Source organism: Desulfobacterales bacterium, assembly GCA_028704555.1.
Taxonomy (GTDB): Bacteria; Desulfobacterota; Desulfobacteria; order Desulfobacterales; family JAQWFD01; genus JAQWFD01.
Genome location: JAQWFD010000003.1, coordinates 90,297 through 115,695, shown reverse-complemented (window position 1 = coordinate 115,695; position 25,399 = coordinate 90,297). Strand labels below are relative to the sequence as shown.

Below are 25,399 nucleotides of genomic sequence, written 5' to 3'. Positions count from 1 at the left end.
CCGCAGGAGTTCGAAAAGGCAAGCAAGCCGGTACAATTTATTGTTTCCGCAGCCCTTATACCCTGCCCCGCCGCTTCAGGTATCAATATTATTTAAAAAGGCAAATTTACTAATATAGGAAGGAGAACGTGCCCATCAATTTGAGTTGTCTGGGCATATTCCAGAAATTCCATTACCAGGATGGCCCACAGAAGCCAGGTCGTGTTTGCTATCGAGCGGAACAATACCACCGGCTTGACATCAATATTTTTTCTGGACCAGTAATTGTTAAAATTCGGAAAAATACCATTGACCCTGCTGCAATAGTCGAGATAGGGCTGGCCGAACAATTGGGCCAGCCGCTGTTCTTCGGATTTTATGACATAATAGTAGTATCCGCAATAGGCGGGGATTAATACGATCAACATGATAGCACGGGTTGAACTCAGCACGATGCCCATCGCACCGATAAAGGAAAAAATATACAGCGGATTTCTCCAGATGGAATACGGGCCATCGGTTGTCAGCTCTTCGTCTTTTCGGCCTGCAATATACACACTGCACCAGATTCTTCCGATGACAGCGATAATAATCAGGCCATAGCCCAAAATTTCAATCGACTCAAAAAAAGGGGTTTCCGCATATAAATTTCTTGTAAAACAAATAAACGCGATAAATAATCCCCCAAAGATCCAACTCACTGACAATCTTAATCGTTCAAACGTATCATGCACTGATCCAACCTCCGTAGTGACGGTTTTCCCCCGGATATTGCATGCGGCCGGCAAGACATATTTTTAAAACGGATAAGACATGGGGGCGGTAAATATTACGACAACCTGAATTATCCTGGCGGGAATAATCTTGTTCTAAAGGTACTTTTTCAGCACAGTCCCGAAACCGTTCATGCAACAAGCGGGCTTGACACTCCTTTTGAGTCTCTGCCATTCATTCCCGCAATTTTCATTTTTGTACAGGTTTTGAAAGATTTTGGCAAATTAAAAAACCTCGTTCCGTGCGAAGGCTGAAAGCCGGCGCTGTTTTTTCTGGCAAGGGGCGGGGCTGGCCTGTCAATGACACCCGAATTCAGAGGGACAGGATTCCTCCGGTCGACCCAGCCCCCATTCCTCAAAAATCAGATCCGGGACCACGCGCGCCATACTTCTCTGATTGGCCCAGGCAATCGTTTCAGGGGCTTTTGCCGCATCGGTGCACAGCCTGTCCGGATCGGGCATTTTCCCCACCCGCCCCAGGTCCAGACGGTCAGCGTCCCAGCAGGTCTGGATGGTGATGTCGGCATGGGTTTTCCCGTTGGTATGATCCGCACATGCCGTATACAACAATTCAAAATCATCATCCGGAATTTCAAAATAACTTGCCCGGAGCGCTGCGGCCAGTTCAGCCCCCATAGGCCCGTGCGTGAAATCCCGTCCCTCGGTTCTCCGGCGGGCATCGTGAAGCACGGCAAACAGCTTGACCACCCGGGTATCGGCCCCGGTTATCGTTGCCAGCCGAAGGCCGTTTTCACAGACCCGCGCCCAGTGAGACACACCGTGTGTTCCCCATACCGGCAGTTCGTATTGATCCAGCAGCCGGAAAACCAGCCTTCTGAAATTGATCATGGAATTGACGGAACAATTCATATAAGCCTTTCTTGATTTCCCTGGCCCCTGATAAAAATTCAGGGGTCATGATTCCACATATTTTTCAGAGCAACACAATGTCCCGGCACCTGAATTACCCCAAAAAGCAATGATAAACAATGGGCTTTTTGCGGCAATACCAAATGAACCGGAATATTGCGAACCCGGATCACAACAGATAAACGTATTGTGATTCAACCGCAAATCACATATAAACTTGTTTTAAAGTCAATAAGCTGCGAATGATCAGCCATTTTCGGTTTGATTCGGAAAAATCATCATGTATGTATTCATCATATTCGCTTTACTGTTAAGCGTTATCGGCCTGCTGGGGTGTATCTTTCCGGTTATTCCGGGCCCGTTACTGAGTTTTTCTGCGCTCTGCATGGTGTATGTTTCCAACAGCCAGGAACTGCTGAGCATCCCGTTCATATCGGTTATGGGGGGATTGATGCTGCTGGTTTCACTGCTGGATTTCGTCATTCCGGTTGCCGCGGCTAAAAGATACGGGGCTTCCAGGCCGGGGCTGTGGGGGTCTGTGATCGGGATGCTGCTTGGCATGTTTATGTTCCCGCCGTTAGGGGTTTTTATCGGAGCACTGGCCGGCGCTGTTGCCGGGGAGCTGATCAACGGGAAAATGATCAAACAGGCGTTGGGGGCCGGCTGGGGAATTTTTATCGGAAACATGGTGAGTATCGGTCTGAAGCTGGCCTATTGTACGCTTGTGCTGTTTCTGTGCATCAGGGCATTGTTCGTGTAGTGTCCATCCACAGTCTGTTTCCCCCATGTGCGCTTGCCCTGTAAAATAAACGGCGAATTAGCGATTTTCCGTTTATAATAGTCATTTTGGATAGATAACAGCGATGCCGTATCCACATTTAACGATAGCACCCTCAGAACCATGAATTTTCTGAAAGAATCTTCAGAAATTGAGCTTGGCTTTGGAAATCTTTGACGACGCTATTGCAAAGATCCATCCACTGCCGCTTTGACATTTCAAACGGATGATCGGATGTTTTCTGGAGGGTAAATACCCGTTCTCCGACTTGTGCCGGTGTATCAAACGTTTGAATTTTAAAATGCCAGCTACCGGTTTCAGACCAGTTTTCATTGAACAGATCGGCAACCTGTCTGAGTCCCTTCCGGACCTGTTCATCCGGAAGATCAAACAAGTTGTCCAGTTTACAATAAATTTCCTGCATGACAGGAATCATGTCTTTAAATCGGCTGCCGGATACGGAGTCCGCCATCGTCAGCAACTCATCCGGATGCCTGAATGCCGCCGGTTCACGATCCCATTCTTCCCTGACCAGCCAGACATCAAAATAAGCCGGTAATCCAACATATCTGAGGAATCCGGCCAGTGCCAAGGGCTTCGGGTAAACATCCCATTTCCCGTTCTTAGCATCTTTTTTTTTGGGCGGTGAAATTTCACACCATATGAAGATGCTGTTCTCTGTCAATGGTTCCGAAGAAAGAAGCCCTTCCAGAGAGCGCTGTCTGTCTTTATACAGTGCCTGCCACCACTCAAATTCATCCCATTTTTCAACCATCACAGTCCCCATCAGATCGTTAGATAATTATCTTTAAACTTAATCATACCCAACGATGGTTGGGTGATCAGCTATCGTGTCAGATATCGCCAGGCACCTGTTTCAAAAAGCGCAAGTCAGCCCGAAGAGCCGTATGACACGGGCGATTTCTTTTGGCTATCGTCAGCATTTTGGAATAAATGAGCTATAACTACCCCTATCCGGCATACACTGTCAAGTAGATTTGAGGGATTCCGGTCAGCCATGCCGCAGTGCCTCGATCGGATCCATATTGGCCGCACGATAGGCGGGATAAATACCGAAAACAACCCCCTCGATGGCTGAAATGGAAAATGCAAGTATCAGTGACCATGGGGTGAAAATCACTTTCATCCCGGTGAAAAAAGTGATCGCCAACGGCAGGACTATGCCGATGCCAAGCCCCAGAACCCCGCCGAGCAGCGAAAGCACCACCGTCTCTGATAAAAACTGCGCCACGATATCTCTTTTATTGGCTCCGATGGCACGCCGAATTCCGATTTCACGGGTTCGCTCGGTCACATTGGCCAGCATGATGTTCATAATTCCGATACCACCGACCAGCAGGGAAATTGCGGCAATCATTCCCAGTACCAGGCTGAACATTCGCGCGCTTCGTTTGATCTCCTCCAGCAGCCTCAGGGGGACAATCATTTCGAAATCTTCCTTGGAATGGTATCGGTCCAGAAGGTTGCGAATCACATCAGCGACCGAAACGACATTTTCAATGTGGGTGACTTTTACAAAAATCTGATGCAGCTCGACGGTTTCGGCTTCAAACGATCCGGACTTGATTTTCAGAATGGTCTTGCCAAACCGTTCCCGGGCGGTGGTAAAAGGGATAAAAACCTGCTGATCATCCGCATCAGAGGTTTCCAGCACACCGATGACACGATAAAAAACCGCAGATATTTTAACCGTTTTGTTCAACGGATCTTCATAAGGAAAAAGCGCATGCCGTAAAGCAGTCGTTATCACACATACGGGCAGGCATCCGTCCATATCCACAGAGGTGATGAACCGGCCCCTTTTAATTTTCTGGCCCGTAATCGCTACATACCAGGGCACCGTTCCCCTGACCAGCCCGTCAGCCTTCCGCGGACCGTTCCATATATCCTGACGGATTTCCCGAACCGGAATCAATACCTCGATGCCGGATACCGTAGACTTAATTCTCTCGGCATCCTTGTAGGTCAGACCGTAAACAGCAGAACTGACAGCGTGAGACGAACCGCTTTTTTTCTCTTCTATCGATGGTTTAATACTCCTGATAATGATATTCTGGCTTCCCAGCCCCCTGATGCGCTGCTGGGATTCATAACTGGCCCCTTCCCCAACGGCCAGCATCGCCACCACAGCCCCCACCCCGAACACCATGCCCAGCATCGTCAGTACCGATCGGAGCGGATGTCTCAGCAGGCTTTTAAACCCCAGTTTCAGGTGTCTCTTTATTTTAAAAAACATGTCAATTATCAGTTACCTGTTAAGAGAAAACGGTTAAGGGAAATCCAATGGGCGGACACGGGGGTCCGTCCCTACACCCTATACCTTGTACCCTTTACCCTGCACCTTATTCCCTGAACCCTATTTTTCCCTGCCTGCTCCTTACTCCCTACTGCCTAGTTTACGCGTCCTTCTCAATCCGTCCGTCGCGCATGCGGATAATCCGCTGTGCCCTGGCGCCCACTTCACGATCGTGAGTGACAGTGATCAGGGTTTTCCCATTCTGATGAAGGCGATCGAGAATCTGCAGGATATCTCCGGTGGTTTCGCTGTCAAGATTTCCGGTCGGCTCATCAGCAAGAATAATCAGAGAATCATTGACAAGCGCCCTGGCGATGGCAACCCGCTGCTGCTGGCCTCCGGACAGTTCTGCCGGCTTGTGGTGAATCCGATCGGTCAATCCGACCCGTTCCGCAAGCTCCAGGGCCTTTTCCCGACTGGCCCGTTCGGATTGCCCCTGATAGTATAACGGCATTTCGATATTCTCCAGGATCGAAAGTTCGGGGATCAGATTGTAGGACTGAAAAATAAACCCCAGCTTGCGGCACCGGATACCGGACAGTGCATCGTCATCGAGTCCGGATACATCCTGGCCGTCGAGCATGTACTGGCCGTCTGTCGGACGGTCAAGACATCCAAGGATGTTCAGCAGCGTCGACTTTCCGGAACCCGAAGGACCCATGACGGCGATATACTCGCCCCGGTCGATGGACAGGTCAATACGGCGCAGCGCATGAACCGTCACGGCGCCTTTTCCCAGAACATATGTCTTATTGATCTGTTTGAGTCTGATCAGCGCCATGATTCATCTTCCTGCCGGCTGGCACAGGCCCCGGTTTTTTTCCGTCCCGGATATCATCCCCGGGCATTTCTGAAATTTCCGGTTTTTCAACCGTAAATGACGCCGGAACCGCTTGCACCCGCTCACCCGGACCCGGTTCCCGAAGCAGTATGTCTTCGCCGGCAACCAGCCCTTTAAGAATATGGATAAAACTTTCGCCGGCATTGCCCAGCAGGACGGGACGGGCTTCATAATAGCCTCTTTTGACCACATAGCACACGGATCGGCCGTCATATGGGAAAACAGCCTGCACCGGCACGACAATCACATCTGTCAATTTCTCGGAAATAATTTCCACCGCGGCGGTTAAACCGGGTTTCAGGTTTTTAAGATTTCTGCCGTCGATGACGACTTCCGAAGAATATACCTTCAGGTCCGGATTCAACCAGCTGGCCTGAGAATCCGGCACCAGGGCAATTTTATTTACATATCCGCTCAGCGGCATATCCGGAAATGCATCCAGACGGATGATGGCTTTCTGTCCTTTTTTGACTTTTTCTACGGCCGATTCGATCACTTTTACATCCACCGCCATCACGGAAAGATCCGGAAGCGTGATCAACTGCTGACGCTCTCTGACCGTCGCCCCCTCTTCGATCGGCTCCTGACGCCGGCGCCACATATCACCGCCACCGGCATAAACCACCAGTCCGGGCTGAGTCGCCCGGATCGTACATTTTTCGATCTGGTCCTTGAGCTTCTGGAATTTATTGAGCTGGAGTTCATAATTTAATTTTTTGGATTCCCAGTCCGCACGTGCCTGAATTTCCATGCTTCTGGCCCGGGCGATTATCCGTTCCAGTTCCCGCTGTGCTTCAAGTTCAGCTGATATGAGTTTTTCCGTTTCTTTGGCAAAATCATACTTCAAAAACAGATCCAACGCCGTGTGGGACTTCTCCAGCTCCACGTTTTTCCGTTTCAGCGACAGCCTGTCAGCTTCCAGTTCATCGCGGGTGACATAGCCCTTGGAAAAGAGTTCCCGGGTCCAGTTCAGTTTATTTTGCGCCAGGGTCACCTCTTCCTTTGCCAGTTCGATTTCAGACTGAAAATTGCGATTCTGCTGCAGCGCCTCCCCTCCCAGGTCCCTGCGGTTGACAAGATCTCTGAACTCGATCTCGCCTTCGGGCAACATTTCGGAGACAATCGCTGCTCCCAGATATTTTTCCAGATCCATCCGGGCAAATTTCAATGTCAGTTCACCGGATTTAATGTCACTGTCGTTTTGTTTCAGCTGGATATTCAAATTTTCCTCTGCCTGACCAAAGTCGGATTTAGCCTGGTTCAGTAATATTTCATGCTGGGTGGCATTATCTCTGAGCAGTGAGGAATCCAGTTCGATGAGCACTTTTTTCAGGTTCACATCCGCTTCGGTAATCAACGTACCCTCGGCAACGATGCTGATTATGGTGGTGGTACCTTCCACTTCGGAGCGAATATCCAGGGAATAACGCGCCTTGAGATTGCCGCTTTCCAGAACGCTGATCACCAGATTCCCCCGTTTGACCGTATAAGTGGATGCATCATTCACGGCGTGGCCCGAATCAAATCGTCCCGTGGCAAGGATGAACCAGAGGAGCAGCCCGGCAAAAACGATGCCCGCGACACTCAGGTAAATTTTTTTCAATATGGATTTTTTCTCAATCATCTTGTCGGACCTCAATCGAAATTTTCATCTTTCGGCCACATCAGGGATGGTTAATACACACTGTCCAGAATATTATTGTCAGGTTTCAACGCGCCGGTGTCCCGATAAAATTGCAGCCGCGCGATCGTATGATCCATCAGCGCGCGAACCAGGGCATTTTGTGCCTCTACCAGCGCCGCCTGAGATTCCAGAAGATCCCGGGTATCGGCACGACCTGCCTGAAGCAGCAGGGTTGTGCTGTCAACCCGCTGCTGTGCCAGTTTGACGCTGCTGAGCTGGATATCATAGCTTTCCCGGGCCTGCAGCAGGGCTCGCCACGCATCGGTCACTTCAAGTCTGACTTCATCTGTTTTCAGACCCAAGATTCTTTTTGCCCGTTCATATGCGATCAACGCCCGCCGGTAATCATTGCGCTCCGAAAGCCGCTCCAGAGGAAGATCCACATCGATACCGGCATTCCATGCCGCATCGTCAAAGCGAAGTTCAGCCGGATGCGTCTGCGGCCGGCTGGGCACACTGGCGTCGAAAGTCAAATTAATATCAGGCCCGAGGCTGTTTGCAGCCACCTCTATTTTACGTCTGGCATCTTCGAGCTGATCATTGCTGTTTTTTAAATCCTGCCGGAACTCAAGCGCCATCGCCACCGAGCGTTCAAGCACAATATCCGTATGCTGGATGCCGATGCGAACCAGCTTTTCAAGATCGGCATCGTCCAGATCCACGTTGGCATCTATTGAAAGTCCGAGCTCCAGTTTATAATTATCCAGCAATTCATAGTACGTTTTTACCGCCCGGGTCCACCGATCCATGGCTCGCAGCTGATCCTGTATGGCCTGATCCGACTGAAATTCCGGCAGACGCCCTGCCTTTGCCATCATCTGTGCCCGGTCTCCGGCTACGATCAGGTTCAGGTAATTCTGCCGTTCATTACGCACAACCGCCCGCTGCTGGAGTATCCGGAAATGAGAAGATGCGATATCGACAATAAAGGTTTTTCTGAACCGTGCAAGCGATCTTATGTCATAGATCACATTTCGTTCCGCCTGTTTCATATTTTCCGTCGCGATCGTTTCTCCGGCACCTCTCCAGAGCGGCTGAATGATGCCGACCGCCAGAATCGAAGAAATCGTCCGGCGGGGGTCTCCCGTCAGATACCGCAGAAATTCGGTGCTTAAATCAATACCAATGGACGCCCCGGTCCTGAGCAGACGGCTGATGCTCAGCCCGCCTTCAGCAGTCAGGGATTCATCATCGCCGGTTGCCGTCCAGAGGCCGGATATCAGACCGCCAAACTGACTGGAAAATTCATTCTGCTGCTCGGTCAGAGACAGCGCCGTCAGGTAAACATCTTCCTTTCGGCTCTGATATTCCCGGTTATGCCAGGTCGCGATTTCAAAGGCTTTTTCAAGAGATATGATCAAGGCAGGGGTGGAAAACCGTTGCATCGCTGCGGGTATCTCCATCAGCGGGGCCGGAGATTGAAAAAGATCCTTGAGTGGATCACGGGGCAGCTGTTCAATGTCATATTGCTGTGCCGAATCGTAAAATTCGCTGTGAATTTTGTTTAATATCCCGTATACCTGCCGGTCGGCACTTTCACGGTAATGTGTGGCAGCGCACCCTGCAGAACCCAGAATAATCAGGCCGATCAGTACGATCCGGCCGGTCGTGACGTATCGTGTCATATGCTTTATCCGCTCAAACGGCATGGAACATTTCTCCGGAAATCAATCAAACAGACGCCAGTTGACTGATATTCCGTACACGATCATTCCGGATTTTACAATACTGTCCCGGGCCCATAACCGGACATTGATATTGCTTATCCAGCGGGACTATATTATGAATATGTCATGAATTTAACTGCAATCAAGGCAACCTGTTTTTAAACACTTACCAGATCGATTCCTTCCTATATATTCAAAGGAGGACCTGTGAAACGGATCGTTCTCATTTTGGTTATGCTGATATCCCTGGCGCTTACGGCATCATGCACCACTCAGGCGGAAGAGCTGTATGAAACCGCAAAACTGGAAGAAATACAGCAGAATCCGGAACATGCCCGCCGGCTGTATGAAGAAATCCTGCAGAAATACCCGGACAGCGAATTTGCTGTATTTGCCAGAGACCGACTTGCGGAACTGGATATTCAAACGCAGAAGCCGTGATGTTCTTTCCCCCATAGCTGCACAGACAAAATAACGGGGTTTTTTCCTCAGGACAAACGGCCGAATCTGCCCCTGTCCACGGTTGTAATTTTTGGGGTCGTCGGCAAAGAGAAGTTATTTTTCCAATGTGATATCGGTCATGTGAAACGGAAATTTCCCGCTGGGCCAATCGTTGATATATTGCCGAAGGGTATCTTGAATCGGGATAAACGCAAGTTCATCCCACGGGATTTCATTTCTGTCAAATAACCTGGCATCCAGGCTTTCACTGCCGGGGCTGAAATTATCATTAATCATCCGTGCCAGAAAAATTATATAAATCTGATTGATGGATGACAGGTTATACAATCCGTACAGGGAAATGATATGTACCTGCGTCCCGGCTTCTTCCAGAACCTCGCGTTTCGCCCCTTCGGATACGGTTTCTCCGTTTTCCATATAACCGGCCGGCAGGGTCCATTTCCCATAACGGGGTTCTATGGAACGGCGACATAACAGGACCTTGTCTTCCCACTGCGGTATACAGCCCACGACCACTTTTGGATTTTCATAATAGATGGTGTTGCAAACATCACAGACATATCGTTTTCGCTCATCACCCGGAGGAACTTTGAATGTTACCCGAGCACCGCAATTGCTGCAATAGTTCATAAATGTAACGTCCCCGTAAAAAATCAAATCATTATGGCCCAAATTCAGGCCATCGGTTGTATAGTTATGCCATTTTGCTTCTGTAATCAACCTGTTTTGCTAAAAAAGTCTGTTTTATCGTATAAAGCCGAGTCATCAGCCCGCCTGTTTCCGGAAGAACAAGGCCAGAAAAATCCGGTTGAAAAAAATATGAATTGTGTTAGATTTAAAACATAGTAAACAGAAAATACTTCTCTATTCAACTTTTTCCCTACAATTTTCTCTTTTGAAATATTACTTACGTATTGATATGCAAAACAACCTGATGATTTACCACCCCATCAGCTTCGGAGCTTCGAAAAAAATAAATTTTACGGGCTGATTTGTCTTTTTACAAAAGAATCTATCAAGTATAACATACTAATTTTTCAACCGGAAAGGCACTGGCGATGTCAACCAATGGGGATGAAACTCCACCTTCCAAAAAAAAATCTTCCAATAAACACGCCAGCTTCCCGATTGTCGGCATCGGTGCTTCTGCCGGTGGTCTGGAAACCCTTGAAGTTTTTTTTTCCAACATGCCGCCTGAAGCCGACATTGCCTTTGTGATCATCCAGCACCTCAGTCCGAATTTCAAAAGCATCATGGCTTCGCTCCTGGCAAAGCATACCCGGATGACCGTCAGTGAGATCGAAGACGGCACGGCCCTTAAACCCAATTGCGTCTATCTCAACCCGCCCAATAAAAACGTGGCCGTTTTCAATCGCAGCCTTCATCTGATGGAGCCGGTTAAAAGCAGCGCGATCAACATGCCGATTGATTTTTTTTTCCGATCTCTGTCGGAGGACCTGAAAGAAAAGGCGATCGGCATCATTGTTTCAGGAACAGCCTCGGACGGGACGCTGGGTATCAAGGCCATCAAGGGTGAAGGCGGCATGGTCATGGCCCAGGATCCCAACACGGCCAAATACGACGGGATGCCCAAGAGCGCCATCGGAACCGGCCTGGTCGATTTAGTCCTTCCGGTGGAAAAGATGCCCAAAGCGTTGATCAGCTATGTCAAGCACCCATTTTTAAAGTCGCCCGGCAAGATCAACGTTGCTGAGTCCGGCATTCAACACGATCTCCAGAAAGTTTTTGCCCTGATCCGCAGCGCCACCGGTCACGATTTTTCACAATACAAACAAACCACCATCCACCGGCGGATCGAACGCCGCCTGGCTGTTCACCAGATCGACAAGTTGTCTGACTACATCATGTACATGCAGAAAAATCCCCTCGAAATCCATGCGCTCTTCAAAGATCTGGTGATCGGCGTAACCCGCTTTTTCAGAGACCCGGAAGCCTATCAGGTGCTCGAACAAAAGGTGCTTCCCCAATTACTGAAAGGCAGAAAATCAAACGAAACGCTTCGCTGCTGGGTTGTGGGGTGTTCGACCGGAGAAGAAGCCTATTCGCTGGCCATGATTTTCTCAGAGGTGATGGAAAAGCTGAAGACATATCTCAATATACAGATTTTTGCCACGGATATCGATGAAGCCGCCATCGAAACCGCCCGCAAGGGCGTGTTCCCGGATAACATCGCCACCGATATTTCCAAAGAGCGTTTAGATAAATTTTTCAAAAAAGACGACGATGTTTTCAGAATCAAAAAACAAATCCGGGATATGATCATTTTTTCTCTGCAAAGCATCATCAGGGACCCGCCCTTTTCACGACTGGATCTGGTGAGCTGCCGCAACCTGATGATTTATCTGAACCATCCGCTTCAAAAAAAAATCATCCCGCTGTTTCATTATACATTGAATCCGCAAGGGATTTTATTTTTGGGCAACTCTGAGGCCATCGGCGAATTTACCGATTTATTTCAGCCGCTGAACACCCAATTAAAGCTCTTTCAACGCAGGGAAAGTTTCAGGGAAGGAATCATCGATTATCAAAAAAAGATCACGTATGATAATCAAGATAAGCGCGAACCTGATGACCGTGTAAGAAAGCCGATGACAACCGATTTCCAGGCCGTAACCGAAAAAGCGATTCTCAGCGAATACGCACCCGCGGGGGTTTTGATCGATAACAAATATGAGATCCTCCAATTTGTCGGTCAGACAGAAAAATTCCTCGTCCCGCCAGAGGGCAAGCCCAGTTTCAATATTTTAAAAATGGCCCGGGAGGATCTCAAATACAAACTGACGACCGCGCTTCACAAGGCGGCCCGGGGAAATAAGCGCATCGACTGCAAGAGCGTCCGGGTCAAATATAACAACGCCTGCTGTATGGTTGACATATCGATCAGTCCTGTGACCGATGAAGGACTGCCCCCGGGTCTTCTGCTTGTCCTCTTTGAGACAACGGCACCTGAATGTCTGCCGGATGAGCACCTGCGGCCGGAACCCGGAAAAAAAATCAAGGATCCCTCAATACACCAACTGGAACAGGAGCTGCAATCAACCCGTGAATATCTTCAGGCCACCATCGAGGAGCTGGAGACTTCAAACGAGGAACTCACCTCAAACAACGAAGAGATGCAGTCGGTCAATGAGGAACTGCAAAGCGCGAATGAGGAACTGGAAACATCCAGGGAGGAACTTCAATCGACCAATGAAGAGCTGTCCACGGTCAATTCAGAACTTCAAAACAAAGTGGATGAACTTTCCAAGGCCAGTGACGACATGAACAATCTCATGGCCGCGACCGAAATTGCCACCATCTTTATGGACACCCGCCTGAATATCAAGCGCTACACGCCGGCGGCGGCCCGGATCATCAAACTGATCACAACCGATATCGGCAGGCCCTTAAGCGACCTTACCACCAGCTTTCCGGGGGTCGATCTTGCTGAACATGCCAAAAAAGTCCTCAGAGATCTGAATACCCTGGAAACGGAAATGTTGTCCAAAGACGGAATTTGGCATGCCCTGAAGATTATGCCGTATCGAACCGGCGAAAATGTCATTGCCGGCGTAGTGATGACGGTGATGAATATCCACAGGGTCAAACAAGCCGATAAAATCCGACGTTTGGCTACTATTCTGGAGGATTCCAATGATGCCATTACGGTACGGGATTTTAAGGGGCGTATTCTGGCCTGGAACAAAGGGGCCGAAAAAATGTATGGCTGGACCCAATTTGAAGCACAAAAAATGAATATCGAAAAACTTATTCCCGGGGAGGAACTCAAAGCGGAAAAAGCCTTCATGGACAAGCTCAAAAAGGGTGACACCGTGCAGGCACTCAAAACCCGGCGGCTGACAAAGGACGGCAAACTTTTAGATATCTGGCTCACTGCCACACTACTGACCGACGAAAGCGGCCAGCCGATTGAATTTGCGACTACAGAGCGGGATCTGGCGTGGCTGCCCGCAGATTAATTGGAGCCGAAATGAATGACAAAAATTTTTTAGTCAACTCAGAACTCAGGCAGCGTGCCGAAAGTCAGATCCAAACAACGCCTGCAGACGCTGAAGATATTGCCGGAATGTCAACTAATGCCATGGCAAATCTAATCCACGAGCTTTGCGTGCACCAGATCGAGTTAAAAATGCAGAACGAAGAGCTGCGCCGCATCCACACGGAGCTGGAAGCGGCACGGGATCGATATTTCCATCTGTATGATTTTGCGCCAGTGGGCTATCTGACGGTCAATGAAAAGGGAATGGTTAAGGAGGCAAATCTGACTTTCGCCACGCTGGTGGGAATGGAGCGATCACAAGTTGTGGGAAAACCGTTCAGTCGATTTATCCAGCGTGAGGATCAGGATGCTTACTACCTTCATCGCCAGCGCCTTTTAAATTCCGAACATTTTCAGTCCTTCAGATTAAGGCTGGTGAAAAATACCGGCAGCTCCATCCACACGAACCTGGAATGCGTTCTTATTCAAGAAAACGACAGCGATCTTAAGCAAATCAGAATTGCCGTCAGTGATATCACTGAACAGAAGGCACTTGAATCTCGACTTCAGCAAGCGCAAAAAATAGAAGCCATAGCCAAACTGGCTGGGGGTATGGCCCACCAGTTCAATAACGGCCTGTTTGCGATCCTGGGAAACACGGACCTGCTTGAAATGCAACTGCCAGAGAATGAGAATACGTCAAAAAATATCGTCGCAATAAGGCAATCGGCTGCTCGAATGGCACAGCTGACGAGCCAGTTAGTGGCATATGCCCAAAAAGGAAAATATGAGGCTAAAGATATTTCACTCAGTGTTTTTGTACGCGATACATTGCCCTCACTGCAACACACCCTTGCCCCGTCCATCCGTGTAGAAACGAGCCTGCCCGATGATATTTTAAAAATCCGGGTGGATTTACCCCAGTTGCTGATGACCTTTTCAGCCATTTTGTTCAACGCAGCAGAGACCATCGAAAATGAAGGCCATATTAAAATCACCTGCAGAAATGAACTGATAACGAACGAAGATGCAATGGCTTTTTCGGGATTATTGCCCGGATCGTATGTCAGTCTGACAGTTGAGGATACCGGAAGGGGCATGGATGAAGAAACCAGAAAACGGGCATTTGAACCGTTTTTCACAACAAAATCTTTAGGCCGGGGACTTGGCCTGTCTGCAGTTTATGGCATCGTGACACACCATGGCGGCTGGATATCCATTCAATCAGAAATAGACCGCGGAACCATCGTGCGTGTTTACTTCCCTGCGGTTTGTGAGGTTGAGGAGGAAAAAACGCAAAAATTACACAGCGAACCGTTCAAGGGAACCCACACCATTCTGCTGATTGAAGATGATCCGGCGGTGATCGAAACACTCCGAAAATTGTTAAACCAGTTGGGATACCATGTTATTGAAACCCATACAGGGCATGAAGCCATTTATTTGGCCAGAGCATTTGATGGGAAAATTGACCTGGCCATTCTGGATGTTTTCCTGCCGGATATGAGCGGGATTAAAATTTATCCTTTGCTCAAAGCATTCCGTCCAACTCTCAAAGTTATTGTATGCAGCAGTCATTCGATCGAAGGTCCGGCACAAAAAATTCTGGATGCAGGCGCGCAAGGCTTTATTCAAAAGCCGGTTTTTATCGAAGACCTCTCAAAAAAGCTGAAGATGCTGCTGCATACTCGATGAATAATAAAATCCATTGAATAAATTACGATAATTCCGGGCTTGATCATCACTTCGGCCATGTCGCTGCGGAGTCCGGGACAACTTGGCTGAAACGATGATCAGGTCCCAAATTCCTTTCTTCCCGGGCATCCGGCCTGCCGGTTCAGAGATGATGCATAAACCGCTTATGACAAAACTTTCGCCTATAAAAGTTACCATTATTTATGCTTTTTTTGCATGCCTCTGGATATTATTTTCCGATTACATGCTGGCGCTTTTCGTCTATGATTCCGGAATGATGAGACAACTGCAGACCGTCCATAATTTTGACCTTAACATGTTAGATGTCAACAAGGTGGTATGCACCCGGCTGGGTTACGCCCGGGATGAAATTATCGAGCAGTTCTGTGACGGAAGAGAAAATCAAAGATTCCGGCATTCGAACCTATTTATTAAAACCGGTTTTAATGCATGAACTGGCGACCGCAATTCGTCAGGCACTGGACAAAAGACTACCACACAAGGGGGAACTATGAACCAGGAAGAACTGCAGAAGCAATTTGATCAGCTCAAGGCCCAGGTCGACTCCATTTCCCGGACCGCTCCGGAAAATAAACTGTCGATGATCGTATTCAGCGGCGATCTGGACAAGGCTCTGGCGGCATTTGTTGTCGCCACCGGCGCTGTCGCCATGGGAATGGATGTCGTCATGTTTTTTACGTTCTGGGGAACACCTATCCTCAGAGACACTAAAAAAAAAGAGCCCGCAAAGGATTTTATGGGGAAGATGTTCGGGAAAATGCTTCCCAAAGGAACCTGCGAAGTCAAACTCTCCAAAATGAACATGGGCGGCATGGGAACAGCCATGATGAAATCGCTCATGAAAAAGAAAAACGTTGCAACGCTGGAGCAGATGATTGAGATGGCCGGTGAGCTGGGCGTCCGGATCTTTGTCTGCGATATGTCCATGAACCTGATGGGATTCAGAAAAGAGGAACTCATCGATTACCCGGACATGACCAGCTGCGGCGTAGCAAAATTTCTGGAAGAGGCCCAGAGCAGCAAAATTCAACTCTTCATATAAAATTCAGGCTTGATCATAACTGCGGCCATATTCTCTCACGTGTAGTTTCAAAATCCCGGCCGTTCCCCCCGTATCGTGCTGAAGAAACCGGGAACGGCCGGGACGGTCCTCACAACGTTATGGCCGCAGTTATGATCAAGCCCTAAAATTCTAACTATTTTCCATCCAGAAAAAGAATAATTTTCCCGGGTTCAAAAAAGACGAAAATTTTAGCCAAACGGAAGCATGGGGTTTTTTGAGAATTAAAAGCTGAGCATAACGGAGAAATCAGGAAAAATAGACAATAATGGATGAACAACAACCAAGGAGACCTGACATGAGTGAAGTAATCAAGGCTGATAAAGTATTGGATTTAAAGGGGCTGCCCTGCCCGATGCCAATTGTCAAAGTGAGCAAGGGAATCAAGGAAGTCAACGTCGGACAGATCATCGAAGTCCATACGACAGACCCGGGCGCCCTGTCTGATTTTCCCGCCTGGTCCAGAACCAGCAGAAACGAAATCGTCAAAACCGAGCAGGAAGGCGACGTCACCAAGTTTTTTATCAAACGGCTGGTCTGATCACCGGATTCCGCCCGAGCCCCTCTGGCGAGACGCTTTAAGCCGTCAGAGGGACCCGGGTGTAACCGGCATCCGGACAGCGAGCACCCTGCGGATAAAATCAATCAAAAAATAGAAATTTTTATGCCATTCAATTATGATGCATCCTGCTTTCCTTAACAGGATGAACCTAACGCGGGCCGTGCCCGCAACCCAATTTCCATGGAATTGCCGTTACAAAAGACTTGTCCGTCGAGTGACCTTTTATGACGGATTACCAGACAAACCATCCAATATAATTTTCACGCAAGAGGTCACAACTCAATAAAAAAACTTTATATGCATATTAAACCGGCAATCAAATATACCAATGTCTTTTCCAAAAAAGACTTATTTTATAAAGGTCTTCGTGAATAAGTATTTTGCGTAAACAGTTGCCAGGTTAATAACTCTTCGATTTTTCGTGTTTTATCATTAAAATAAGGGGCTTGATCATAACTTCGGCCATATTCTGTTACGTGTAGTTTCAAAATCCCGGCCGTTCCCCCCGTATCGTGCTGGAGAAGCCGGAAACGGCCGGGACGGTCCTCATGACGTTATGGCCGCAGTTATGATCAAGCCCGAAATAAAAAAACCTTTTTACTTTTTCCCTGCGTAGGACTGCGTACCTCACAAAAGGGATAATTTATCCGAGGAGGCTGCCGTGGAGGCGCTGTATTATATCATCCTGGTACCCATGGTGTATGTGGCATTTGCCATCTTTATTTTCGGGGTTGGATTCAGGCTGCTGAAACTGTATCAACAGCCGAAGCATCCCATCGCCCTTAATATTTTTCCTGAGAAAAAACCCGGCTGGTTGTGGGCACTGCATGATGCCTTTCTTTTTCCAACGGTTCGAAGACACAATTTCGTGCTGTGGATATTTCTCATCATCTTTCATGCCGGGCTGCTGCTGCTGATCATCGGCCATCTGGAACTGATAAAAAAATTTTCCATATTTCAGATCATCCCGCACAACGTGTTTATCGGAAAAGGATTTGTCGGACTCGCCCTTTGCTTCGCCCTGCTGTTTTTTCTCTTCAGACGGTTCGTTTCTCCGAATCGCGATTTATCGGTCTTTGAAGATTATTTCCTGTTGATTCTGCTTTTTCTCACCGTGCTGTTCGGCAGCCAGATGGATTGGGCCAGAACATGGTATGAATACGGCGAGCTGACAGTACCCGACTATCGCGCCTACCTGATGAGCCTGCTGGTGTTCAAGCCCGAGCTTCCGTATGAAGTCACGGCATCCGGGCATTCCTTCATGCTGGTGCTGCATGTATTTTTTGCCAATCTGTTCCTGATGTTTTTTCCGTTCAGCAAAATCATGCATTCCTTTTTCACGATTCCCATGAATAAATTAAGACGAGGTTAACTATGGAACAGCAAACACGAGACGAGCTGCTGAAGCTTTTCAAGAGCAAGCTCAATCAGGCCATGACCTTTTATCTTGAAACCTGCTCCCGCTGCGGCCTGTGCACAACGGCCTGCCATGTCCACGAATCCATGCCCCAGATCAAATATATCGCGGCATACAGGGCAGAGATCGTGCGAAGAATATACAAAAAATATTTTAAACCCCAGGGAAAAATCTGGCCCAAACTGGGAGAATCCAAAGAGCTGGATGAAATGGCTCTGGAAGAACTCTACGAAGCAGCCTATTCATGCACGGGATGCCGCCGCTGCGTGATGTTCTGTCCGCATGGAATCGATACCCAGATGCTCATGTCCATCGCCAAGCTGCTGCTGATCGGCGCCAAAGCCGAGCCTGAAATACTGACCCTGTTAGCCGACACCTCCGTTGAAAAAGGCAAGTCCCTGGATCTGTTTAAGGACGGATTCATGGCCGGGATCAAACGGCTTGAAGATGATGTGGTAAAAAAATGGAAAATCGAAGCCGGCCAGACCCCGATCCCGATAGGGGTGGAAGGAGCAGATGTTCTGTATGTCGCCCTGGCCGGCGCACACTCAATCATACCGGCCGCTGCCGTATTTAACGCCGCCGGTATCCACTGGACCCTGAGCTTCTTCGAAGCCGTCAATTTCGGCGCCTTTGTCGGAGATCCCACAAAAACAAAGCTGATTCTGGATCGGATCATCAACGAAGCGATCCAGCTCAAGGTCAAACGGGTCTGCATCTGCGAATGCGGAACCGCCTTCAGGGTCATGAAACAGATGTCCGGGAAACAACCGTTTGACGTAATCTCCCTCACCGAGGAACACGCCCGGTACATCCAGGACGGCAGAATCAAATTGGACAAATCAACGGTCACCGGCACGGTTACCTATCATGATCCGTGCCAGATTGCCAGAAACGCTGGCGTGATCGATGAACCCCGCTACATCCTGAAACATTTGACAGACAAGTATGTAGAGATGTCTCCTGAACCCGCTTACAATTTCTGCTGCGGCGGCGGGGGCGGTCTGGTCTCTCTTGGGGAAGAAACCCTTGATTTCAGAATGAAATCTTCAAAGGTCAAGGCCGAGCAGATCAGAAAATCTGGCGCAACAATCCTTGCAACGGCCTGTGAAAACTGCCACACGCAATTGAGCAATCTCAATGATCATTACAAACTGGGCGTCGAGGTTAAATTCCTCTCCTCAATGATTGCAGATGCACTGGTGCGGGAGTAAACATAACGCGCTAACGCGCGGCTTAAAGACCGCTATCGCTTGAGGACCACTTCGTTTGAGGCAAAAGCTAAGAAACAGAAGACTTTTATCTTATAGACCACTATTTACGTTTTTAACTGATCTTTTATTCGCCCCTGGTTCCAGACACTGGAAACCCGGGATGCTCTCCGATTTCATTATTTCTGCGGATAAATTTCTGACAGTTCGATTGCGGTGCAACTGAAACAAACATAATTTATCTGTCCATAACTTCAAAGGAGGAAGAAACCATGAAAAACGTTATCAGACGATTTGCACTCATGACGATTATCCTTTTGATGTTTTCCCCATCTGTTCTTGCCACCAATGGAGACAACCTGATCGGCGTGGGTCCGATCTCCCGGTCCATGGGCGGCGTGGGCATCGCCTATCCGCTGGACGCCATCAGCGCGGTCTTCGCCAATCCGGCTGCCATGTGCTTCGGGCCCTACTGCCGGGTGTCCGAATTCAATTTTGCAGGCACGTTTTTCATGCCGAAAACCGATACAAAAATTACCCGGGGCGGAACCACCATATCCGCTGACAGCGACAATAAGGTGTATGCCATCCCCGCCTTCGGATTATCGGTCCCCATCAGCGCGGATCCACAAAAGTGGCGGTTTGGCCTGTCCGCCTATGGCGTGACGGGGCTTGGCGTTGATTACAGAAATACGGATCTGGATCAAAGCACCTACGCACCGTATGGGGGTTTTCCCCTCGTATCCGGAGAATTTACCCAGCTGCAAATCATGAAATTTGCCCCGGCCATCGCCTATCAGTATACGGACAGGCTGTCCTTTGGACTGGCCCTTCATGTGGATTATGCCAGTCTCGATCTGAGATCCGGCTCCTCATTCAACTACGGCTTCGGGGGTCAGGCCGGCCTGATTTACAAACCCGTCGACAATCTGTCATTGGGTTTGAACTATATTACACCCCAGCAGGTCAGTCACGAGATGGTCAATGACTTTAACGGTGACGGCATAGCGGATGATCTGGATCTGGAATCTCCCCAGCAGCTGGGTATCGGTGCGGCATATGATTTCCTGAGCAACCGGGTGCTCGTGGAAGGTGATATTAAATGGCTGAACTGGTCAGATGCAGACGGATACAAGGAATTTGACTGGGATGACCAATGGGTATTTTCCATCGGCGCTCAATATGAAGCCGTCGACAACCTCTTTTTGAGAATCGGATATAATTACGGTAAAAATCCGGTCAATGAGCACAACGGATTTAATGGAATTGGTACCAGCACCACAACCATACAAGGAAAAACCCTGCCTACTTATTATTATGAAACATTCAGAATTCTGGGCTTTCCGGCAGTAGTCGAGCAGCACCTCACACTCGGCGTCGGTTATGAAGTTACCCCCAGTTTTTCACTCCATCTGGGCTACATGCATGCATTTGAAGAAACCGTTTCCGAAACCGGAACGGATCTGACCGGAGCCCCTGTCACGCTGGAATCCTCACTGAGTGAGGACGGGATCGATTTCGGGCTGGCGTGGCGGTTTTAGCAGAATCCGGAAACAGCCGGGAGCTGACGGCTGGCGAATAAAAGGTCACCGCTGCCATGAAACCTGACGCCTCCGCGCCCGGTCATTTTCATCCGTATTATGACCATCGGGGCATTTTCCGCTTTTTTGAACGGCAGGCTCACCCGGAGCCTGCCGTTTCCCCTCCTGTTTTATATTATCCCTGCATGATTCTCTCTTGACATTTATCTCTCTGAAAGCTTTAACTCTGGCATTGTGAGGCCCTTAATCTGAAAGCAAAAGCCCGCGTGCTGAACCCCATTTAACCGGAAAGAAAGATTTTATGAATTCCATCTACATTGGCGCCGGAGCCAGTTTTATACTGGGTGCATCCGGGTATTTCATCGTGCGGTACTGGCTGATGCCCATCTTCCGGTACAGAAAAATCAAACAGGGAATTGTGCAAACGCTCTCATTTTATGATAGCCTGAATGTTGAAACATTCACCGGACCGGACAAACAACGGCTCAAAAACATTTCCCGCAAATTGAGGCAATATGCAGCACAGTTGAGCACCTGCTATAACGAATCACTGCCATACAAGTACAAACTGTACCTGAACGGCAATAACGAATCGCCCCTTGAGGCATCAAAAGCGCTCATGGCACTGGCAAATATCAAACAGGTGGATCATGCCATCAAACGGGCAGACAGTATCAGAAACTATTTACAAAAACAGGACTGAGGCACAAAGGTCAGAGGACTCACGACTTTCGACTCACGACTCACGACTCTTGCTTTTAGACTCACGACTCACGACTATTTTTATTAAGGAGAACTCATGAAAAAACTGATATTCGTACTCGGATGTTTTCTGTTAATCGCGGTCACCGGGTGTGCTCCGGCCATTATGGCCGGCGGTGCCACAGGTGCCTACAAAGTGGCTACCGATGAAAGAACGGCCGGCCGCTTTCTGGATGATAAAACCATTACGGGAAAAGTGAAGGCAAAGCTCATCGATGATCCGGTTGTCAAAGCCCGCAAAATTGATGTGGATACGATCGATTCAACGGTCATATTAACCGGCGTGGTTGAAACAGGGGCGGAAGCCGGCAGGGCAGCCGACATCGCCCGTAAGGTTCCCGGGGTGAAACGGGTCAAAAACGATCTTCAGATCGGCTCGAAAACATTCGGACAAGGCATTGATGACAAATGGATCGGCAGTAAAATCAAAGGCAAACTGATCAAGGAACCCGGCATACACTCACTGAATATCGATGTGGATGTAAACCGGGGCATCGTCACGCTGTCGGGCATCGTTCACTCGGAAAAACAGAAAAGCCTCATCATCGCCATCGCCAGAAATACGTCCGGGGTCGTGAATGTTATCGATAATATTGTGATAAAATAACTAAGGGTTAAGGGTTAAGGGTTAAGGGTTAAGGGAAAATCGTTTTCATTAACTTAAGGAAAATCAGATAACTCATTGTGTCACTCCGACAAAGGCCAGGGTTCAGCATGCAGGATGGGCAAAGGCGGAGCCATAACCATCAATTATAACAAATTCACCCCCATCACATCATCTCAGCTATCGGCTGCCAGCCGTCGAAGTCTGCCGGGAATATCCCATGCTTTCATCAGGACGGATACGCTTTTCGGAACCAGGTGTTCCCAGGGAGTTCCGGTCATCATCCGGGATCGGATGCCTTTTGCACTGAGCCCCTTTTCCTCCGGGGCAACCTGCCTCAGGATATGGGTTTTCAGTCCGAGGGAGTTGAAATAAGCCAGTTTCCGCCTGCCCCAGTCATCATAGATACTGAGGAAAAAAACAGCATCCATCGGCACATAATATTGATAGCGGTCAGGAAAGTTAACCGGAAACGGTACGACAGAAAACTGCTCCGGTGAAATTCCGATTTCTCGAAGCACGGATTGGACCATGACACACCGTTCATAATAGGATAGCGGATTGGACAACACGCTGCTTCGGTAGGGATCCACGGATTCCATCCGGGTCATCACCGGGTCCGGATTGGTAATTCCGACGACCAGATGATGACAGAGCCGTTTGCCGGCCATCAGGTAGGCGACATGGTCATTGTGAAGGACCTGAAACCGCCCATGGATCACCCCGGTTTCATAGATGCAGTCGGTTGGATTCATAGTTGAACTTTATCAATTATGTTGGAGGGCTTCGCAGCAACACTGCTTCCCGAACGCGCCGCATGGACGTTGAAGGGCAGCAAACTCGTGGTCAGGTGCTGGTAATACCCCGAATGGCTCACAACGGATCATCGTTGACTGTTGGCCCACAACTCACGACTCTCGACTCACGACTGTAAATCAATTCGAAGCGGCTGATAATTTCCGGGCCAGTAAGGCTGATTTTCAGGGGTATCCATTAACCCGCACAGTTTTGAATAATCGAGATAATTTAACACCATATACATCAGTTCACGGCCCCGCAGGGTTCCCAATGCACCGCCGGCCACGCTGATTTCATCAAAGCATTTCACCCGGTCCCGCCGGACGCCGGTACCGAAAAACATCAGCGGTGAAGGTTCTCCCGAATGAATCAGCGGCCCGGAGCTCGGCGTTGAATGATCCGATGTGATGATCAGTAAAACATCCGGATTATTAAGCAACGGGCCAATGGCTTCACCAATTCCCCGATCCAGCGATTCGATTACCCGTCTTTTTGCTTCCGGATCTTTTTTATGCGCTGCTTCATCCGGCGTTTTGGTATGTACATGTATAAAGTCATACCGGTCTGACACTTTTTGTGCAATGCATAGCCGCCGGGCAAGATCCTTTCCAGCATCACCGGAATCTGAAACCTTTATACAATCCATCCCGATATAGCGGCTCAGCCCATGATAGACAATTCCGGAAGCGATGGACAGGCCCGCAAGGCCGTATTTTTGGTCAAAAGGCGTTACCGGCCTGCATTGACCCGCCCGTTGCGTCACCAGCGCATTAAGAAGATCGAGTCCGAGATTTTTTCTGCGGATATTGACTGGATGCCGGTTAAGGCACTCATAGGTCTGTACAAGATAGCTTTTCAGACTGACTGCCGTATTGAGTGCATCTGAATCCTGTTCATATTCAGCCCACGGAAGAAGTTCCGGCAGTAACTTTTCTTCCAAAATCGGATCCGTATCCGTGATAAAGGGCGACACATTTCCTTCCAGGCGGAGAATGCCTCGGATGCCACCGGTAGGATAAAAACGAATCTTCACCCCGCCCGTTTCATAGAATCCGACCTCTCGAATCAGCGCATCAATTTCTTTTTCAGATGCCCGGGGTTTTCTGTTTTTCAGCACCAGACAGTTACCGGCCATTTCCACACTCGCAAAATGGGCCAGGACCGCCACATCCGATGATTCAAGTTCGATGCCGGCGCCAAGCGCTTCAAAAACGCCACGACCGGGAAACTGAGACATATCATAGCCGAAAATCATAAAATGGGCGTGTTCACTGGGAAGGGCCTGCCCCGGCATCGAAGCATGATACAGCCCTGATGAACCTTTTTCGCAAAGACTGTCGAGCACCGGTGTGTACGCCGCCTGAAGAGGCGTTTTGCCTCCAAGCTGTTCATACGCCCTATCCCCCAGACCATCCAGAATAATCAGGATACACGTTCGATGAGACTTTTCAGGATTCAACGGGTTATGATCATTTTTGGAAATCATCATTATCATCAATTTAAGCGATATCCCGGTCCTGATCAATAGAAAGAATGAATTTGAATTTTTAAAATAAACGGGTATGATAACAAACATGATATTTGACACACATGTACATACAAACCTGTCTTCGTGCAGCAATCTGAAAATTGATGACATATTGACCCATGCCGGCGCCAGGGGACTGGACGGGGTCTGTCTTACCGATCATCAGACAATGGACATCCGGCACCATCTGAAAGAAGGTATTCAGGATAACGGCCTGTGCGTGATCGTCGGCATGGAATACTCGACCACGGATGGAGATTTTCTTATCTTCGGCCCATTTGAAACGATCGAACCCGGATTGCCAGCCATCCGGCTCCTGGAAATGGTCAGGCAGCGTGATGGGATTGCCATCGCCGCCCATCCGTTCCGAACCGGAAGGTCTGTCAGTGAATTTATTATCAGAGACGGCTGGTGCGATATTGTCGAGAGTGTGAACGGAAGAAATTCTTTTACCGAAAATCAAAAAGTCGATTCATGGCGACAGCGCTATGCACTGACCGAATGCTGCGGCAGTGATGCGCATGCCCTGAATGAGCTTGGAAAAGTTACGACATGCTTAACGGCCCCCGTCCGATCCCGGGATGATTTTATCCGGGCATTTAAAAACGGCTGTTGTGACACAAATCATCACAGCCAAACAACCGAGTGCCCGCACCACCAGACATCGTCGGGGACCATGCCATATTACGATACCACGGCACGCAGGGGCACGATGCTTCGTACTCAGCCATCGACAGTCCCGGCCCTTCCCTGAAACGGGTGTTCGGTTTGAAAACCTTTCCGTTATCTGTTATATTTTACACATGCATACAATCCATATCGGGGCATT

At 48.9% G+C, this 25,399-nt stretch carries 23 protein-coding genes; 13 read left to right on the top strand and 10 right to left on the bottom strand.

The features are described 5' to 3' along the window. Positions 1 to 92: 92 nt before the first annotated feature. A complete protein-coding gene (locus tag PHQ97_02380; protein MDD4391581.1) occupies positions 93 to 680 on the bottom strand; it encodes an isoprenylcysteine carboxylmethyltransferase family protein in 588 nt (195 codons plus the stop codon). A 369-nt stretch (positions 681 to 1,049) separates the two neighbouring features. Further along, positions 1,050 to 1,622, bottom strand: a complete 573-nt coding sequence (locus PHQ97_02375; GenBank protein ID MDD4391580.1) for a hypothetical protein — start codon at positions 1,620 to 1,622, stop codon at positions 1,050 to 1,052. A gap of 280 nt (positions 1,623 to 1,902) precedes the next feature. Between PHQ97_02375 and PHQ97_02370 the strand changes: the two genes are divergently transcribed. Further along, positions 1,903 to 2,382 carry a DUF456 domain-containing protein gene (locus PHQ97_02370; protein ID MDD4391579.1) on the top strand — a complete coding sequence of 160 codons (480 nt, stop codon included), beginning with the start codon at positions 1,903 to 1,905 and terminating at the stop codon, positions 2,380 to 2,382. Positions 2,383 to 2,515: 133 nt separating this feature from the next. Here PHQ97_02370 and PHQ97_02365 read toward each other — a convergent pair whose 3' ends face one another. The 5 genes from PHQ97_02365 to PHQ97_02345 form a co-directional block, all read right to left on the bottom strand. Beyond that, on the bottom strand, positions 2,516 to 3,175 hold the full coding sequence (locus tag PHQ97_02365) for a hypothetical protein (GenBank protein ID MDD4391578.1): 660 nt from the start codon (positions 3,173 to 3,175) through the stop codon (positions 2,516 to 2,518). Positions 3,176 to 3,412: 237 nt separating this feature from the next. Further along, the gene (locus PHQ97_02360; protein MDD4391577.1) at positions 3,413 to 4,657 is read right to left on the bottom strand and encodes an ABC transporter permease; all 1,245 of its coding nucleotides are present in this window, start codon (positions 4,655 to 4,657) and stop codon (positions 3,413 to 3,415) included. 160 nt (positions 4,658 to 4,817) lie between these two features. Beyond that, positions 4,818 to 5,498, bottom strand: coding sequence for an ABC transporter ATP-binding protein (locus PHQ97_02355; GenBank protein ID MDD4391576.1), 681 nt, complete (start codon positions 5,496 to 5,498; stop codon positions 4,818 to 4,820). Then, on the bottom strand, positions 5,467 to 7,182 hold the full coding sequence (locus tag PHQ97_02350; protein ID MDD4391575.1) for an efflux RND transporter periplasmic adaptor subunit: 1,716 nt from the start codon (positions 7,180 to 7,182) through the stop codon (positions 5,467 to 5,469). The genes PHQ97_02355 and PHQ97_02350 overlap by 32 nt, the downstream gene beginning before the upstream one ends. Before the next feature lie 50 nt (positions 7,183 to 7,232). Then, positions 7,233 to 8,867, bottom strand: a complete 1,635-nt coding sequence (locus PHQ97_02345; protein ID MDD4391574.1) for a TolC family protein — start codon at positions 8,865 to 8,867, stop codon at positions 7,233 to 7,235. Positions 8,868 to 9,116: 249 nt separating this feature from the next. On the opposite strand from PHQ97_02345, the gene PHQ97_02340 reads away from it, so the two are divergent. Beyond that, positions 9,117 to 9,350, top strand: coding sequence for a tetratricopeptide repeat protein (locus tag PHQ97_02340; protein MDD4391573.1), 234 nt, complete (start codon positions 9,117 to 9,119; stop codon positions 9,348 to 9,350). Between the two features lie 114 nt (positions 9,351 to 9,464). Here the strand turns inward: PHQ97_02340 and PHQ97_02335 are convergent, their stop codons facing one another. Continuing rightward, a complete protein-coding gene (locus PHQ97_02335; GenBank protein ID MDD4391572.1) occupies positions 9,465 to 10,001 on the bottom strand; it encodes an NUDIX hydrolase in 537 nt (178 codons plus the stop codon). 428 nt (positions 10,002 to 10,429) lie between these two features. On the opposite strand from PHQ97_02335, the gene PHQ97_02330 reads away from it, so the two are divergent. The 10 genes from PHQ97_02330 to PHQ97_02285 all read left to right on the top strand — a co-directional run bounded on the left by PHQ97_02330 (position 10,430) and on the right by PHQ97_02285 (position 22,247). Further along, the gene (locus PHQ97_02330) at positions 10,430 to 13,351 is read left to right on the top strand and encodes a chemotaxis protein CheB (GenBank protein ID MDD4391571.1); all 2,922 of its coding nucleotides are present in this window, start codon (positions 10,430 to 10,432) and stop codon (positions 13,349 to 13,351) included. 11 nt (positions 13,352 to 13,362) lie between these two features. Next, positions 13,363 to 15,066 carry a response regulator gene (locus PHQ97_02325; GenBank protein ID MDD4391570.1) on the top strand — a complete coding sequence of 568 codons (1,704 nt, stop codon included), beginning with the start codon at positions 13,363 to 13,365 and terminating at the stop codon, positions 15,064 to 15,066. A gap of 166 nt (positions 15,067 to 15,232) precedes the next feature. Further along, a complete protein-coding gene (locus PHQ97_02320; protein MDD4391569.1) occupies positions 15,233 to 15,520 on the top strand; it encodes a hypothetical protein in 288 nt (95 codons plus the stop codon). Between the two features lie 57 nt (positions 15,521 to 15,577). Beyond that, the gene (locus PHQ97_02315; protein ID MDD4391568.1) at positions 15,578 to 16,129 is read left to right on the top strand and encodes a DsrE/DsrF/DrsH-like family protein; all 552 of its coding nucleotides are present in this window, start codon (positions 15,578 to 15,580) and stop codon (positions 16,127 to 16,129) included. A 316-nt stretch (positions 16,130 to 16,445) separates the two neighbouring features. Then, positions 16,446 to 16,688, top strand: a complete 243-nt coding sequence (locus PHQ97_02310; GenBank protein MDD4391567.1) for a sulfurtransferase TusA family protein — start codon at positions 16,446 to 16,448, stop codon at positions 16,686 to 16,688. A 682-nt stretch (positions 16,689 to 17,370) separates the two neighbouring features. Continuing rightward, positions 17,371 to 18,081 carry a respiratory nitrate reductase subunit gamma gene (locus tag PHQ97_02305; GenBank protein ID MDD4391566.1) on the top strand — a complete coding sequence of 237 codons (711 nt, stop codon included), beginning with the start codon at positions 17,371 to 17,373 and terminating at the stop codon, positions 18,079 to 18,081. A 2-nt stretch (positions 18,082 to 18,083) separates the two neighbouring features. Next, positions 18,084 to 19,340 (top strand): (Fe-S)-binding protein, encoded by a 1,257-nt coding sequence (locus PHQ97_02300; protein ID MDD4391565.1) that lies wholly within the window; start codon positions 18,084 to 18,086, stop codon positions 19,338 to 19,340. A 269-nt stretch (positions 19,341 to 19,609) separates the two neighbouring features. Continuing rightward, positions 19,610 to 20,878, top strand: coding sequence for an outer membrane protein transport protein (locus tag PHQ97_02295; protein ID MDD4391564.1), 1,269 nt, complete (start codon positions 19,610 to 19,612; stop codon positions 20,876 to 20,878). 301 nt (positions 20,879 to 21,179) lie between these two features. Continuing rightward, positions 21,180 to 21,581, top strand: a complete 402-nt coding sequence (locus PHQ97_02290; GenBank protein MDD4391563.1) for a hypothetical protein — start codon at positions 21,180 to 21,182, stop codon at positions 21,579 to 21,581. A 96-nt stretch (positions 21,582 to 21,677) separates the two neighbouring features. Further along, positions 21,678 to 22,247, top strand: a complete 570-nt coding sequence (locus PHQ97_02285; GenBank protein ID MDD4391562.1) for a BON domain-containing protein — start codon at positions 21,678 to 21,680, stop codon at positions 22,245 to 22,247. 173 nt (positions 22,248 to 22,420) lie between these two features. Here PHQ97_02285 and PHQ97_02280 read toward each other — a convergent pair whose 3' ends face one another. Both PHQ97_02280 and PHQ97_02275 read right to left on the bottom strand, forming a co-directional pair. After that, positions 22,421 to 22,999, bottom strand: coding sequence for a nicotinate-nucleotide adenylyltransferase (locus PHQ97_02280; protein ID MDD4391561.1), 579 nt, complete (start codon positions 22,997 to 22,999; stop codon positions 22,421 to 22,423). Between the two features lie 167 nt (positions 23,000 to 23,166). Further along, positions 23,167 to 24,537, bottom strand: a complete 1,371-nt coding sequence (locus PHQ97_02275; protein ID MDD4391560.1) for an alkaline phosphatase family protein — start codon at positions 24,535 to 24,537, stop codon at positions 23,167 to 23,169. 79 nt (positions 24,538 to 24,616) lie between these two features. Between PHQ97_02275 and PHQ97_02270 the strand changes: the two genes are divergently transcribed. After that, a complete protein-coding gene (locus tag PHQ97_02270) occupies positions 24,617 to 25,324 on the top strand; it encodes a PHP domain-containing protein (protein MDD4391559.1) in 708 nt (235 codons plus the stop codon). The last annotated feature ends 75 nt before the right edge of the window (positions 25,325 to 25,399 follow it).

Coding starts and splice junctions, on each gene's coding strand:
- PHQ97_02360 (MDD4391577.1), bottom strand. CDS start 4,657: ATGTTTTTTAAAATAAAGAGACACCTGAAACTGGGGTTTAAAAGCCTG.
- PHQ97_02315 (MDD4391568.1), top strand. CDS start 15,578: ATGAACCAGGAAGAACTGCAGAAGCAATTTGATCAGCTCAAGGCCCAG.
- PHQ97_02295 (MDD4391564.1), top strand. CDS start 19,610: ATGAAAAACGTTATCAGACGATTTGCACTCATGACGATTATCCTTTTG.
- PHQ97_02275 (MDD4391560.1), bottom strand. CDS start 24,537: ATGATAATGATGATTTCCAAAAATGATCATAACCCGTTGAATCCTGAA.
- PHQ97_02310 (MDD4391567.1), top strand. CDS start 16,446: ATGAGTGAAGTAATCAAGGCTGATAAAGTATTGGATTTAAAGGGGCTG.
- PHQ97_02330 (MDD4391571.1), top strand. CDS start 10,430: ATGTCAACCAATGGGGATGAAACTCCACCTTCCAAAAAAAAATCTTCC.
- PHQ97_02370 (MDD4391579.1), top strand. CDS start 1,903: ATGTATGTATTCATCATATTCGCTTTACTGTTAAGCGTTATCGGCCTG.
- PHQ97_02300 (MDD4391565.1), top strand. CDS start 18,084: ATGGAACAGCAAACACGAGACGAGCTGCTGAAGCTTTTCAAGAGCAAG.
- PHQ97_02355 (MDD4391576.1), bottom strand. CDS start 5,498: ATGGCGCTGATCAGACTCAAACAGATCAATAAGACATATGTTCTGGGA.
- PHQ97_02290 (MDD4391563.1), top strand. CDS start 21,180: ATGAATTCCATCTACATTGGCGCCGGAGCCAGTTTTATACTGGGTGCA.
- PHQ97_02325 (MDD4391570.1), top strand. CDS start 13,363: ATGAATGACAAAAATTTTTTAGTCAACTCAGAACTCAGGCAGCGTGCC.
- PHQ97_02270 (MDD4391559.1), top strand. CDS start 24,617: ATGATATTTGACACACATGTACATACAAACCTGTCTTCGTGCAGCAAT.
- PHQ97_02350 (MDD4391575.1), bottom strand. CDS start 7,182: ATGATTGAGAAAAAATCCATATTGAAAAAAATTTACCTGAGTGTCGCG.
- PHQ97_02375 (MDD4391580.1), bottom strand. CDS start 1,622: ATGAATTGTTCCGTCAATTCCATGATCAATTTCAGAAGGCTGGTTTTC.
- PHQ97_02285 (MDD4391562.1), top strand. CDS start 21,678: ATGAAAAAACTGATATTCGTACTCGGATGTTTTCTGTTAATCGCGGTC.
- PHQ97_02280 (MDD4391561.1), bottom strand. CDS start 22,999: ATGAATCCAACCGACTGCATCTATGAAACCGGGGTGATCCATGGGCGG.
- PHQ97_02335 (MDD4391572.1), bottom strand. CDS start 10,001: ATGAACTATTGCAGCAATTGCGGTGCTCGGGTAACATTCAAAGTTCCT.
- PHQ97_02365 (MDD4391578.1), bottom strand. CDS start 3,175: ATGGTTGAAAAATGGGATGAATTTGAGTGGTGGCAGGCACTGTATAAA.
- PHQ97_02320 (MDD4391569.1), top strand. CDS start 15,233: ATGACAAAACTTTCGCCTATAAAAGTTACCATTATTTATGCTTTTTTT.
- PHQ97_02345 (MDD4391574.1), bottom strand. CDS start 8,867: ATGACACGATACGTCACGACCGGCCGGATCGTACTGATCGGCCTGATT.